The following is a 13997-nucleotide window of genomic DNA, read 5'->3' on the forward strand; positions in this document are numbered from 1 at the left end:
GTGAGAACCTTTGCGCAAGGACGGACCATGAGAAAGACCGCAACTATCGCCGCCACGTTCGCGTTGGTGGCCAGCACCCTCACCCCGATACCAGTCTACGCCCAGAACCGCGATGACGACGACGAAAAGAAGGGCGACAGCACCGCGGCGATCGTCGCAGGCATCGCCGCGCTCGGCATCGGCATCGCCATCGCCACATCCAAGCACGGCGACGATCACAAGCATGATAACCAGTGGGACGGCAATCTCTACGGCGATCCGTTCAGCCCCGCCAATAATGTCACCTGCGTCCCGCGCCAGAAGAAGTGCTATGATCGCGGGCATTTCTCCTACAGCTGGACGAAGCGCATTTTCGGCACATCGGCCGGCTTTGGCGGTTCGGGTGGTTCGGACGGTGGCTTTGGCGGTTCGGGCGGCTCTGGCGGCGGCTTTGGCGGTTCGGGCGGTAGCGGTAGCATGGATCTCGATCGTGCGCGGCGGGTGTGTGTCGATCGGGGCGAGCAGCGCGGCTTGCGCAATATTCGTGTCGAATCTGTCCGGCCCGAAGGTTCCAAGCGCGCGCGGGTGTGGATGCAGACCCGCCGCAGCCAGTCGACGGTGAACGCCGAGCGCTGGCGCTGCGAATACCGCTTCGAAAGCGGACGCACCGAATTCAAGCGCCTCTGACCCGCGCACCGGCGCTCAACAATCTGCTCACGGAGACTAATATGTTCCGAAAACTCAATCTGATCCCGGCGCTCTGCGCGTTCGCTCTTGCGGGGACGCTACAGGCCCAGACCACCACCATCCCTGAAGGCAGCAAGCCGGTAGCCCGCGCCGATGTACCGGTTTCGGCGCGCATGGGGATGCATGTCAGCGCGATGGTGCTGGAGGAAATCAAAAAGTTCGTGCCCGACGACGATAAACGGGGCGCCCTGTTTCTGCGCATGTCGATCCTGGCCAAGCAGGAGGCGGCAGCTGCCAGCTGCGCAGCCTTCGAACTGGATCAGCCCCGCATGGTTTCCGTGATGATGCGGACCTTGCGGGTTCTTTCGGACGGAACGCAGAGCGACCTGGCGACCGCGCACCTCAACCGAGCACTGCGCCACTACAACACCCTGCTCGGCGGTGAACTGGCGCAGTTCGCCTATGAGCCGACATCATACTGCAACGCTGCCGGCGATTTTTACAACGACCTTTCGGAATATCCGACAGAAGATTCGATGCTCGTGCTCAAACTTGCCACCTGACCGGGGGCAAAGGGACGCAGCGGCGAAGGGCATCTGAGGCCTGCCTTCCGCCGCTGCGGCTTTTCCTATCTTTTGCAATATGTTAATATGGCGCGACAAACTGGGGGGCAAAAATGCCGGCACCGAAGAAGTCTGCGCCGACGCTGCGGCTGGAACTCGACCGCGATGGCTTTGCTGCAACCGAGCGGCTGATTGCCTATGAGATGGTCAATTCCATGTTGCTCACCACCATAGAGCTGCAGCGGGTGTTCGCCATGCGGCCTCTTGAATACCAGATTTTCACGGTAATCGCCATGGCAAGCGTGCAGCGCTTTATCCGCCAGCATCAGCGCGACCCGGCATTCCTCGACAGCACCCCGCTGTCCGCCGAACATCGCGGCTCGATCTCTCGGCGGCGGATTGCCGAAACGCTCGATCTGCCACTGGAGACGGTGCGCCGCCATGTCGCCCATCTGATTGCCCGCGGTGAAATCATAGAGACCGGGCGGGGACTGCTATCGACCGGAGGCGGCACCTTACGCCGCTCCAGCGAGGCCGGCGTCATGCTGAACATGGCACAGCGTTTCCTGGCGGTTGCCAATCGCATGGTGCAACTGGACGCAGCGCGGCAGGAATCGGGCAGCGAATTCTACTAAAACGCCGTACAGGTTAACGTATCCGGCAAGCAATCGCTTGGCGACAGGCCTGAAACTGATGTAACATTGCTTCATGAAGCAAATGAACGGAGCAATGGCGACAGACAGCGGCGATGCTCCGCAAGCGGGCAGTGCCTCGGTCTTCCTCAGCTATGCACGCAGCGACCTCGATCGCACGCGGTCCGTCATCGGCCTGCTCGAAAGCGCCGGGTTCGACGTTTGGTGGGACGGGCGGCTGGAAGGCGGCGAAAACTATCTCGCCACCACCGAGACCGCGCTTGAATCCGCCGATTGCGTGGTGGTGCTGTGGTCGCAGACCTCGGTCGCGTCCTCGTGGGTGCGCGACGAGGCGCAGCGCGGGCGCGAACGCGGATGCCTGGTGCCGCTATCGCTCGACGGCACGATGGCCCCGCTCGGCTTCCGCCAGTTCCAGCTGCTCGATATTTCGGGTTGGCAGGGCGCACCCGATGCGCCCGAGGCAGACCGCATCATTGCCGCGGTCAGGACAAAGACAGGTGCGCCAGCTGCGGCATCAGTCGCCCCGGCAACACAATCTCAGACGCCTGCCTTGCCCGCCGCCCGATCCGGCCTTGCTCTGTCGCGGCGCACACTGATGATCGGCGGCGCGGGCCTCGCCGGCGGAGCGGCGCTTCTGGGCGTGTGGCAATCGGGCCTGCTGCGCGGCGCGCGGGCGGGCGATCCCATTTCGATGGTCGTCTTGCCTTTCGCCGATCTTACCGGAGACATCGACAAGGCGTGGTTTTCGAATGGCCTCTCCAACGAACTGCGTTCGGTGCTGGTCCGCAATCCGCGGCTCAAGGTCTCCGCGCCGACCTCCTCGAGCGCAATCGCGGGCGAGGATGAATTCGCGATCGGCCGCAAGCTCGGCGTCAACCACATCTTGCGCGGCAGCGTACAACGGGATTCGGAGCGGATGCGGGTTTCGGCCGAACTTGTCGAAGTCGACGGCGGGCTGGTCCGCTGGGCGGAAAGCTATGACCGTGCGGTAAAAGACGTGTTCGCGCTCCAGTCGGAAATCGCCGAAACCGTGGCCGGATCGCTGGTGGCCAAGATCGCCTCCAGCGAGGAGGTGCGCACCAGCATCGCGGCGCAGCAGGATGTCGGCGGCACCACGAACATCGTCGCCTACGAAGCGTTCCTGCGCGGCCATGCGCTTTATGATCTGTCATCCGGAACAGAAACCGACCGGGCGGCATTGGCGCAGTTCGACGCGGCGATTGCCGAGGACCCGGACTATGCGGCCGCCCACGCCATGCGATCGACCATGCTTGCGGCGATTGCCAATAATGCGGCCAGCGACGGCATGGAGTCGCGCAAGCTGTTTGCCGAAGCCATTGCTGCGGCAGAGCGGTCGCTCGCACTCGAACAGCGCCTTGCGCGGGGACACCTTGCGCTGGGCTTTGCGCGCAATAACGGTCAGCTCAAACGCGGCGCGGCGATGCCGCATTACGAGGCTGCGGAACGCCTTGCGCCGGGCGACGCGGACGTGCTGCGCGCTGCCTCCAGCTTTCATGCCTACGGAGAGGATCAGGCGCTTGCCGCCAAAATGATGGCGCGGGTGCTCGAACTCGATCCGCTCAACGCGCGAGCCTATCGTTCGGCTGGCTATAATGCCCTGTTCGCGCGCGATTATGCTAGTGTGATCAAGCACATGGAGCGCGGTCTCGAACTCAATCCCAGCCTTGCCAGCGCGCAGTTCGGCATTGCGATAGGCCGCCTGATGCAAGGCGATGCGGCAGGCGCGCTGGCGGCTGCCAAGGCCGAACAGGGGCGCGCCTATTCGCTCACAGCGTCGGCCATTGCAGCACACCGGCTGGGCGATACGGCAGCCGCAGACACGGCGCTTGCAGCGCTTGAGGCAGAATATGGTGATAGCCGCTATCAGCGGGCGCAGGTTCACGCGCAGCGCGGTGAAGTGGATGAAGCGATGGCGCTGCTCGGCAGGGCTTTGAACGCGCTCGATCCGGGCGTTTTGTGGGCCCCCAACGACCCCTTGCTCGATCCGCTGCGCGGCGAACCGGTGTTCGCCGATTTGCTTTTGCGCCTTTCCTCGTGATAGCTCCTCGGTCGCCCACTTCCGGGCGGTAAACGGGGGTACTCACATGAAGAAGATTGCATCTGTCGTACTGTGCACCGGCGCAGCGCTGGCGCTGGCCGCTTGTGGAGGGGAGGCTCCGGCTGTAGAGGCCGCGCCTGAAACCACCGAAATGGCGCCCGCCGAAGCCCCGACCATGACCGAAGAAGACGCTGCTGCCATCGAAGCGGCAGGCGCAGCTGCGGAAGGCACCGACACCAACAGCAATCCGATCGGCCCGGCCGTCTCGGCTGATGCAGCTGTTGCCGAATAGGTGAATTTCGTAGGCCGGTCCGGCTTTGCTGCCGGGCCGGTCTTGCAATTGACCGGATTTGTCAGCGCGGGCGTATCGGCGTGACGCTTCCGGCGAGAACCCTGTCGATCCAGTCCCGCACCCGCGCGACCGATACGCGGGTGAAGCGGGTCGGCACGCCGGTTTGCCCGCAATCGGTGCCTGCGCTCACCACCCCGATCAAGGTTGGCCCTCTGCCTGCATAGCTGATCAGCGGGCCGCCGCTGTCGCCGTCGCACGCCTGCGACTTGTCCTCTGCGCTGGCGCACAGCAGCGAGCCGAGCAGAAATGCCTCGTCGGTTGCTGTCTCCCGCTGGCATTGCGGGATATCCTGAAGCTGCAACAGCGCGCCTTTCAGGACCTGACTGTTCTGCCCCCGAAGCGCGGTATTGCCCCAGCCGAAAGCGTATACCGGCATCCCGCCGTTGAGCGACAACGGAGTATTGCGGCGCCCGTCGAGGTTGATCGTCTTCACGTCTTTCGGCGGCCACCTGTCCCCGCTGCGGGGATCGAACTGAATCAGGGCGATGTCGAACAGGCTACCCTTCACGATGTAGGATTCGTGCGGAAAGACGTTCTGGATCCGGTAGCTGGCGCCCTGCGTGCTATAGGCATCGGTAACTCCGAGCCGGATGGAATAGTCGCGGGTGATGATCGGCTTCTTGTCCTCGTCAAGCACGCAGTGAGCGGCGGTGACGATCCAGCCGGTGCCGATCAGCGCGCCGCCGCATTCGAGGCGTTCCGAAGGAGGCAGAGGCCGTCTGCGCCCCGCGACCCGTTCAGGACGCCACAACAGCGCCTGCCACGGGGCCGCTCCCGGCGGCACCAGAAACCCGCGGATCATCTTGCGCACGGTGGCATTGCAGACCCGGTCTTCGTAAGTGACGCCGCGAAAAACGACGGTTGAACTGTAGCACAGCACATTCGCCATTGCAGAGGCTGCGCGTTCCTGTTCGATGCCGCGATCGATTTCGGCCTGCTCCTCTTCGCTCAGCGGCGGAATGAAACGGCTGTCCGCCGCCAATAGCGGCCCGTCCGGATCGCTTTGAGCGACCTTCTCGAGGTCGTCGCAAGTATACTTGTCACCGGTCTCGCAGATACGGGTGAGCAAGGCATAGCCGCGGTCGCGGTTTTCGCGGTCGGAATAGCTGGCGAGCAGGTGCTTGCCGAGGCTGGTGCAATCGCGATCCGAACCGGCGCTGCACGCCGTGTCATACCACAAGGCAATGCGGGCGGTGCTGTCCGGGTTATCGGGGATGTCGTCGCCGCGCAGCACGCCGACGGCCTCGGCACAAACATCGATCACGCCTGCTTCGCATGCATCGCCCAGTAGCATCACTGCCTCCGCCGGTGAATGCAACGGGGAGTCCGGTGTTTGGCTGTAGATCCGCGCCAGCGCGACGCAATCGGCCTGCTCCCCCAGCCCGCAGCCTTGGACCAGCACCGGTCGGGTGCGGATCTGCTCGGGCAGGAGGCAAAAGCTTTCGTTCAGCCCGCAGGCGCGGTCGAACTGCGCGAGCGCTGCCTGGCGGCCCTCAGGCGGCCCGCTGGCTTGGGCGAAGAGTATCTCGCCAAGCTTGTGGCACAGGACGGCACTATCGGCACGGCAGCCGAGATCGGCCATCGCCTGCGCCAGCGCAGCGTTCTGCGCGACCAGCGGCATGATCTGTTCGCAGCCGCGCACGTCGCCCTTGCGGCACTGGCGTTCAAGCAGGTCGATCGCCTCTTGGCGTGCGGCTTGCTCATCGCTCTTTGCGAGGCTGGCGGCCAGTTCACGGCAGGCGCGATCGCTGCCTCTCGTGCAGGCGCGGCGCCGTAGCACCACCGCCGCGCCGACATCGGCCATGGCGGCGTCGAACCCGAATTCGACCGCATCGGCCTGTTCGGAGCAAGCGTCGACACTGCCCAGCGTGCAGGCACGCCCGAGCATCGCGATGCCGTATGCGTATGCTTCGCCCTGCCAGCGCGCAACGATCACGCGATTAGGTTCGACCAGCCACTTGCCCAGCACGAGGCAACCCTCGACCTCGGCGCCATCGCAGGCCTGACGCAGCAGCAATTCAGCGACAGGACGGTTCAGCGGGCGGCCGACGCCCTCCAGAAACGAGCGCCCGAGCGCGGTGCAACCCTGAAGATCGCCCGCCTCGCAAGCAGCCTCGGCGGCGTCGGCAAGCCGCTGCTCGCCCTCGCGTTGTTCCCCCGGGGCGTTGCTTTCGGGATTCTCGACAAGATTGTGGGGCCCCCGGACCTCCATCCCCTGAATGTATGGAAAGGGGATCGGCTGTTGGGCCGACGCCGGGAGCGCGAACACGAAGCCGAACCCCGCCAAGACTGCTGCCAATCTGCCCATCGCGCTTGTCCTCCCCGGCAATGCGCCCCCATCAGGAACAATGCCCCTTCGCTTCCTCCCCGTCAAACGGGCTCTGCTCCCCCTTGTAAGCAGCCGCACCAAGGGGTTAGAGACGTGGGTGAGCGCGCCGCACCGGCAAGGAGACGATCTGCCCATGCCCTCCCTGCCGACCCCTGCCCGCTGGCAAGCGCATCTCGCGCTGGGCATCACCGGTCACCGCGCCACCAATCCCGCCTTCTCCGCCCATGCCGAAGCCATCGACGCTGCGTTGGAAAGCCTGTTCACGCAGATCGAACGGATCGCCGCGTCGAGCCTTCCGGACGCGCAAAATACGCTACGGATGCACAGCCTGCTGGTGGACGGCACAGATCAAATCGCCGCCGAACTGGCTCTGGCGCGCGGGTGGGAACTGGTGGTGCCGCTACCCTTCGGCGCCGATCTCAACCTTGCGATCAACGCGCACCCGGCCACTCCCGCCGATGCCGCCGCACTATGCCGCGGCGATCCCGCCGCCGATCAGGCGGTCGAGGCACGCGCCGCCGCAATCCGCGCAATCACCGCAAGGGCGCACCTGTTCGAACTGGCCGACCGCGACAGCGAGGTCGAAGCGCTGTGGCTGGCAAGTCTCTCCGACCCCGACGACCGCGTCGCAGCGCGTGCTTTCGAAGCGCTGGTTTCGGATAACGTCGCACTGGCCGGGCGGGTGATGATCGAACGCACCGATCTGGTCGTTGCGGTGTGGGACGGCCGGATCGCCAACCTGCCGGGGGGCACCGGTCACACTGTCGCCGCCGCGCTGATGCTGGGCACGCCGGTGCTGCTGATCGATCCGACCGCGCCGCAGGACTGGTCGATCCTCACCAGGCCAGAGGACCTGGGCAAGCAGCGCCCCGCCGCCACGGCTGCCGGACCCGACCTTGCGCGCCTCGAAGCGATCATCCGCGCCGCCGTCATGGCCGAGGGGTGGAGCCCTGCGCTGCTCGACGGCGAAGCGTGGCGCGCGCGCAGTTCCCGCGCCTTCGGCCTCTACCGCCGGATCGAACGCGTGTTCGGGGGCGGCCCCGGTGCGTGGGGCGCGCTCAGGGTCGATTACGAGGCACCGGCTGCGATCGCAGCCGGTAGCGCGGCGGGTTTGGCGGCGGCGGCCAGTGCGCTTCCCGGCGCGGATGAAGGTGTGGCAGCACATCTGCGCGACGATGTTCTGCCGATGTTCGCCTGGGCCGATGGCATCGCCAGCCGCCTTGCCGATGCCTATCGCAGCGGCATGTGTGTCAATTTCGTACTCGCCGCCTTGGCTGTGATTATCGGAATTGCCTACCTTCCCGCCGGGCTGACCGAGATCAAATGGATCTTTGCCACAGTCGAATTGGTGCTGCTGACGGGAATTCTGGTGCTGACGGCCGCCGGTTCGCGGCTCGGCTGGCACCGGCGCTGGTTCGAACTGCGCCGCGTGGCGGAATATCTGCGCCATGCGCCGGGACTGCTGCTGCTCGGCGTATCGCGCCCCACCGGGCGCTGGCCGCGAAAGGGCGGCGGAGCGACCGGCGCCGAGTGGCCCGAGCATTTCGTCCGCCACACGCTGCGAGCGGTAGGCCTGCCGCGCGCCCGCCTGACCCGCGATTATCTGCGCGCCGGCCTCAAGGACGTGGTGCTGCCGCACGTGGTCGCCCAGCGCGCCTATCACGAGGCCAAATCGCACCGGCTTGAACGCGTTCATCACCGGCTCGACCGCGCAGCGGGCACCTGCTTTCGGCTCGCGGTGGTATCGGTGCTGGCCTATCTCTTGCTCAAACTGGGCGGCACGGCAGACGTCATTCCCAAGTCATGGGCGTCTGAAACGTCGCTTGTCTTCACGTTCCTCGGCGTCGCGTTCCCGACACTTGGCGCGAACCTTGCCGGGATCCGCTATTTCGGCGATTTCGAACGGTTCGGCGCGATTTCACAGGTTGCAGCGGAAAAGCTCGGCGAGATCGAAACCCGCATCGGCCTGCTGCTGACGGGCGCAGAGACCAGCATCACCTATGCCGCCGCTGCCGACCTGATGCATGCGCTGGACGAAGCGGTGGTGGGCGAGATCGAAAGCTGGCAATCGGTGTTCGGCGCAAAGCACCTCGCCCTACCCGCCTGATACCTTGGCGTGCGAGCACAGAGCACGCGAGCGGCTGAAGCACTGGAGCGGGTGAAGGGAATCGAACCCTCGTCGTCAGCTTGGGAAGCTGCTGCTCTACCATTGAGCTACACCCGCATCGCGCTGTCAGGGCTGGATGATTTTCACCAACCCGCCGCGGTTCAGCCGTCAGTTTACACTGCCCCGCGAGATGCGCTCGCCGATTGCCACGATTACCTGCAATTGGTCAACATTAGTTCGCCTGATCCCGGACACCTTTTCGGCCGACCAGCCCAGCCATGTCAGAACGCGATCGAGGCTGATGCCCGCACGGTCCGCGGCATGCCTTGCAGCAGCGCAGGCGTGAAGGCGTCGAAGGATGACGCCCAGAACGCATCGTCAAACACATTGTCCACCGTCAGACGCAATGTCACCGGCGCATCGCCTGCCGCAAAGACATAGCGGGCACCCAGATCGACTGTCGTCCAGTCATCGAGGGTCAGCGTGTTGGCGGCATCGGCGAACTGTTCGCCGGTGTGCGTGACGCGGCCCGTCAGCGTGAAGCCGGGGGCGAAGGGCAGATCCCATTCGACATTGCCGTTGAAGGTGAGTTCGGGAACACCGACGACCTCCAGCCCATTGTCGAGTTCGGCATTGTTGAGCGCAAGGCCGGTGATCAGCCGCAGACCCGGCACGATCTCGCCGTTCAATGTCGCTTCGATCCCCTGATGGCGCTGGTCGCCGACATAGTCGAAGACCGGTGCCCCGGTCCCGGCCAGAACGCCTTCGCCCGGCCGCTCGATCCGGTAGAGCGCAAGGCTCGCGAACATTCGGCCGATGGCGTATTTCGCGCCCACTTCGAACTGTTCGGATACGCGTGGGGCCAGCACCTCGCCGGGGTTTGCAATCAACGGATCGATCGGCGCGGTCGGGCCTTGCTGCAAAGCCTCGATGTAATTGGCATACAGCGACAGCCCCTCGGCCGGCTTGACCACAAGGCCCGCCACCGGAGTCAGGCGGTTCTCGTCATAGAACATCTCGCGCGTGCCATCCGCAGCGCTGAAGTTCTCGACCTGGATCTCCTGATAACGCACCCCGCCGGTCAGCAGCACCGTGTCTTCGAACAGCCCGATGGTGTCGGAAACGAACAGGCTGGATAGGCGGTTTTTCGCAATCGGGAACGGATCATCCAGATCGCCCCCCACAAAACTCGAAGCCGGGATCGGCAGTTGCGGCGTGTCATAGAGGTTGGTGTCGAAGCCCGGAAAGCCTGCCCCCCCGTAGAGGAAATCGAAGGCGTTGCGATTGACCTGCCAGTTAATATTGCCGCCGACATTCACTTCATGCGTGGTGCCGCCGAGCGCAAAGCGGCCCCGGAAACCCGCCTCGATCGCCTCGTTATTGTCGGTGCGCGGCACGAACAGCGCGTTGCCGTTGGCATCGCCGGTCGCTTCGTCGAGCGCGGTAATCCCGCCATAGATGCCGTCCTCGCTGCCATCGCGTGCGCCGGCGCGGGCATAGACCATCGCGTCTTCGGACAGGTCGTATTCGAGGTTCAGCGTGCCGAAGATATCGCGCAACTCGGTGAAGGTGTAATCCTGCGCGTAGTTGGCATCGCTGTCCGGCAGGCGCGGGATGAAGCCCGCAAGCGTGACCTTGGGCCGCAAGCCATCGACCCGCACTTCCTGATAGGCGAAATCGAGCGCGGCCCGGAAGGCGCCGCCATCATAATCGAGCGCCGCGCCCAGCACCTGCGTGCGGCGGTCTTCGCGGTCGATTGCTACCTCACCGTCGCGGTATGCGCCGTTGACGCGCAGACCCCATTCGCGGTTGTCGCCGAAGCGCCGCGAAACGTCGAAGCTGCCGCCGACATGCGCATCGCCGACAAAACCGACCGTGGAGCGGGTGACATCGCGGCGCCCGGCACGCTTGAGGGCCAGATTGACGCTGCCGCCGAGTGCCGATCCGCCGGGCGCCGCGCCATTGATGAAGGCGTTGGCACCGTTCAGCACCTCGACCCGCTCGAACAGTTCGGGCGCGATCAGCTGACGCGGGGCGATGCCGTAAAGGCCGTTCACGCCGATGTCGTCACCAAACAGGGCGAAGCCGCGGATCACGAACTGTTCGGCAGCATTGCCGAAGCCGTAGGTGGTGCGGATGGTCGGGTCATTGTCCAGCACTTCGCCAAGGGTCAGCGGCTGCTGGTTGTAGATCAGTGTCTCGTCATAGCTGCGGATCGAGAAAGGCAAATCCTCGGCCGGCATCGGACCGAACACGCCCGCCTCGCCGCCATTGATCACCTGCGTCGCGTTGTTGCGCTGGGCGGTAACGACGATGGTGGCGCTGTCCTCCTGCTCCTGTGCGGCGGCGGGGGCTGCCAATGCGGCGGCGAGAAGCGAGGCGGAAAGCAGATAGGCAGTTTTGGTCATGTCACGTCCGAAGATATCGAGGGAGAGAGAAGTCAGCCGCGCCGTTGCCACGCGAATGCGATGGCAAACAACGGGAGGAACAGGAGTGCGGCGGCGGCCCAATCGGCCAGGCCTTCGCCCATGAGGCCAATGACCAACCCGGCGAGACTTGCGGCCAGCAACAGCAACGGCACCGCGAATACGCGGGCAAGGCTGCGCGGCGCGGTGCGGGGCGAAGGTGCGTGCTTCACGCTTGCGCACTCCGCCCCATGCCGGGCACCGCACCGCTCGCGATTTCGTCGATCCGCCGCTCGATCCGGCCCGGCTCGCGCCGCAGCCACAGCATCAGGCCGGTCCACAGCACCCAGATGGTGGCAAGGTTGAGCAGCGCCCATAGCAGCTTCAGCGCAAGGCCGCCGTAATCGCCGAAATGCAGCGGCTTGGACAGCATCAGCGCCTGATTGATCGCGGGCATGGCGCGCGCGTCGGTCAGCGTCGCATCGCGCGCATCGATCAGTGCAGGAGTCAGCAGGAATTGGGTCGCTGGCTGGTCGCCTTGGAAGAACACCGCGTAATGATGCGCCGTGCTGAAGGCACCGCCGGGAAAGCCGATGAACTGCGGTGCCCGGCCCGGCAGCGCGTCCTGTGCCGCCGCCATCGCCGCATCGAGCGAGGCGTAGTCTGCCGGATCGAGCGGGGCGGAGCCTGAATATTGCGCGGTCATCTGCGCCAGTTCGCCGTTCTGCCACTGCGATGTGAGCGGATCGGCGAGCGTGTTGATCACGCCCGTCAGCCCGACCACCAGCGCCCAGCCCAGCGTCACGACCCCGAGCAGATTGTGCTGATCAAGCCGTCGCACTCGCAGGCTGCGGCTGGTCCGCAAAGTCCCGAATTCGAGCCGCCGCATGAACGGCGCATAGAGCACCACGCCGGAAACCAGCGCGATCAAGAACAAAAGGCCCATTGCGCCCAGAAACAGCATCCCGGGCAAGCCGAGGAACAGATCGACATGCAGCGACAGGATGAAGTCCATCACCCCCCCATCAGGCGCCGGGCCGATCGCCTGTCCGGTCGCCCGGTCGAGAAACAGCAGCGTCATTGCGCTTTCGCCAGTGTCCGGGCTCGGGCCGGTGGTGACGGTCAGCAGCGGGCTGTCATTGCTGAAAGCCATGAACAGCGGGACTTCGCCGGGACGCTGGGCGAGAGCCTCTGCCAGCATGGCATCGAGCGGCAAACCGGCCTGCGCCGAGGGCGCCCCCGGCAGCTGCGCCTCGTAATCCTCGCCCAGCATCGCGTCGATCTCGTCATGGAAGATCAGCGGCAGGCCGGTCACGCACAGCATCAGGAGAAAGGCGGTCGAGACGAGGCTCGTCCACTTGTGAACGATGAACCAGATCCTGATTGTGGAACGCTTCACGTCGTCTCCGGCAGATCACGGCCAAGGGGCCGCCCTTGTGACGCGCCGCTGCTAGGAGCGTTCCGGACTCCCGTCAATGATAAGCAGTCGCATTATTAAGTTGCGCCGAGCCAGGATCAGTCCTCGTCGAGCGTCACGCGCTCGACGGCAATTCCGGCGGTGAGGCCGTGGATGGACGTCGACAGGACGATGGTGAAAGCCACCACCGCCCATAAGGCCCCTTCATTGACAAGTTCGACGTGGTGCCCTGCGTAAGCGAGATAGTAGATCGATCCGATCCCGCGCACACCATAGAACGAGATCACCGCGCGCGGTCGCCAGCTCAGGCGCAACCCGGATAGCGCGAGCCATGCAGCGACAGGGCGAATGATGAACACCAGCGACAGGCCGATAATGACCTCGGGCCAGCCGAGGTAGGGCCAGAGACTCGGCAAGGCGGCACCCAGCGCAACGAGTATGAGCGCCGTCAACGTGTGTTCAAGCGACTCGGAGAAATCATGCAGCCGCGCATGGAAGTCGTGTTCGGGTTCCTGGCGCCGCAAAACGAGCCCTGCGACAAAGGCGGCAATGAAACCGTATCCCTCGATCAATTCTGTCAGGCCGTATGCGAAAATGACCCCCGCAAAAGCGACCACCCCGGTCTGCGTTGTGGCAAGGGCATTGCCCTTGGGCCAATCGAACAGCAATTTGCCGAGCAGCCAGCCGACGCTCGCCCCGCCCGCCGCGCCGACGATCACCCGGTAAACCACGTCGAGCATAACCCATTCGGCAACAAGACCAGTGGTAACGGCGCCAGCGGTGGCAATCGCAACGCCGAGATGCACGAACGGGAATGCCAGCCCGTCATTCAGCCCGGCTTCGGTTGTGAGGGCAAAGCGAACCGGGTGTTCGCCGCCTTCCGCCGGGCGGCCAACCTGGACCTCTCCGGCAAGCACGGGATCGGTCGGCGACAAGACGGCGCCGAGCAAAAGCGCGCCCGCCAACGTCATGCCGGCCGCCTGCCATCCGACGAGGGCGAGTGCGATGATCGTCAGCGGCATGGCGATGGCGAGCAGCCTGAGCGTGGGCATCCAGAGGTTGCGCCCCACCAACCGGTCTATTCGCAGGCCCGTGCCGAACAGGCCGAGGATCACGCAAAGTTCGGCTGCCACTTCCCAGATGCGCGGGGAATCGATGGGATTGATGGCCCCCGGCATCCCCGGCACCCACGAAAATGCGACAAATCCGGTGAGTAGAATGAGAGCGGATGCCGCCGGTTCACGTCCGGATATGAAGCGCGGCGACCAGTAGGACAGGATTATCGCGAAGCCCGCGGCGGACAGCAGGATATGGTAGGAATCGAATTCGAACATCAAGCCTCACCGTCCCGAAAGCTGGAGCAAAACGCGCCCCGGCGTCCGGAGGCATCGATTTGGCTCTAAAAGGTTACATATTTTAAGCCCTAACGCAGGTTCTTCGATGCAA

The 13997-nt window shown here is 64.7% G+C and carries 11 protein-coding genes and 1 tRNA gene; 6 read left to right on the forward strand and 6 right to left on the reverse strand.

Translation table 11 applies throughout. From position 1 onward, the window contains the following. Positions 1–27: 27 nt before the first annotated feature. From J3454_RS06420 to J3454_RS06440, 5 genes are all read left to right on the forward strand, one after another. Positions 28–666: a YcgJ family protein gene (locus J3454_RS06420; RefSeq protein ID WP_349512908.1), complete on the forward strand. Its 639-nt coding sequence runs from the start codon at positions 28–30 to the stop codon at positions 664–666. A gap of 41 nt (positions 667–707) precedes the next feature. After that, positions 708–1229, forward strand: coding sequence for a hypothetical protein (locus J3454_RS06425; protein ID WP_349512909.1), 522 nt, complete (start codon positions 708–710; stop codon positions 1227–1229). Positions 1230–1342: 113 nt separating this feature from the next. After that, entirely contained in the window at positions 1343–1864 is a 522-nt protein-coding gene (locus J3454_RS06430; RefSeq protein ID WP_349512910.1) for a hypothetical protein, read from the forward strand. Positions 1865–1958: 94 nt separating this feature from the next. Beyond that, entirely contained in the window at positions 1959–3941 is a 1983-nt protein-coding gene (locus J3454_RS06435; RefSeq protein ID WP_349512911.1) for a TIR domain-containing protein, read from the forward strand. A gap of 46 nt (positions 3942–3987) precedes the next feature. Continuing rightward, positions 3988–4233, forward strand: coding sequence for a hypothetical protein (locus J3454_RS06440; RefSeq protein WP_349512912.1), 246 nt, complete (start codon positions 3988–3990; stop codon positions 4231–4233). Positions 4234–4294: 61 nt separating this feature from the next. Here the strand turns inward: J3454_RS06440 and J3454_RS06445 are convergent, their stop codons facing one another. Next, positions 4295–6601, reverse strand: a complete 2307-nt coding sequence (locus tag J3454_RS06445; RefSeq protein ID WP_349512913.1) for a trypsin-like serine protease — start codon at positions 6599–6601, stop codon at positions 4295–4297. Between the two features lie 154 nt (positions 6602–6755). Between J3454_RS06445 and J3454_RS06450 the strand changes: the two genes are divergently transcribed. Next, a complete protein-coding gene (locus J3454_RS06450; RefSeq protein ID WP_349512914.1) occupies positions 6756–8729 on the forward strand; it encodes a hypothetical protein in 1974 nt (657 codons plus the stop codon). A gap of 43 nt (positions 8730–8772) precedes the next feature. Here the strand turns inward: J3454_RS06450 and J3454_RS06455 are convergent. From J3454_RS06455 to J3454_RS06475, 5 genes are all read right to left on the reverse strand, one after another. Continuing rightward, a tRNA-Gly gene (locus J3454_RS06455) sits at positions 8773–8846 on the reverse strand. Positions 8847–9010: 164 nt separating this feature from the next. After that, positions 9011–11137, reverse strand: coding sequence for a TonB-dependent receptor (locus J3454_RS06460; RefSeq protein WP_349512915.1), 2127 nt, complete (start codon positions 11135–11137; stop codon positions 9011–9013). 32 nt (positions 11138–11169) lie between these two features. Then, positions 11170–11367 carry a hypothetical protein gene (locus J3454_RS06465; RefSeq protein ID WP_349512916.1) on the reverse strand — a complete coding sequence of 66 codons (198 nt, stop codon included), beginning with the start codon at positions 11365–11367 and terminating at the stop codon, positions 11170–11172. Further along, positions 11364–12533 carry a PepSY-associated TM helix domain-containing protein gene (locus J3454_RS06470; RefSeq protein ID WP_349512917.1) on the reverse strand — a complete coding sequence of 390 codons (1170 nt, stop codon included), beginning with the start codon at positions 12531–12533 and terminating at the stop codon, positions 11364–11366. Before J3454_RS06470 ends, J3454_RS06465 begins: the two co-directional genes overlap by 4 nt. Positions 12534–12649: 116 nt before the next feature. After that, positions 12650–13885: a cation:proton antiporter gene (locus J3454_RS06475; RefSeq protein WP_349512918.1), complete on the reverse strand. Its 1236-nt coding sequence runs from the start codon at positions 13883–13885 to the stop codon at positions 12650–12652. Positions 13886–13997: the final 112 nt, after the last annotated feature.

It is taken from the genome of Erythrobacter sp. NFXS35 (assembly GCF_040148725.1).
In the GTDB taxonomy this organism is placed as follows: domain Bacteria; phylum Pseudomonadota; class Alphaproteobacteria; order Sphingomonadales; family Sphingomonadaceae; genus Erythrobacter.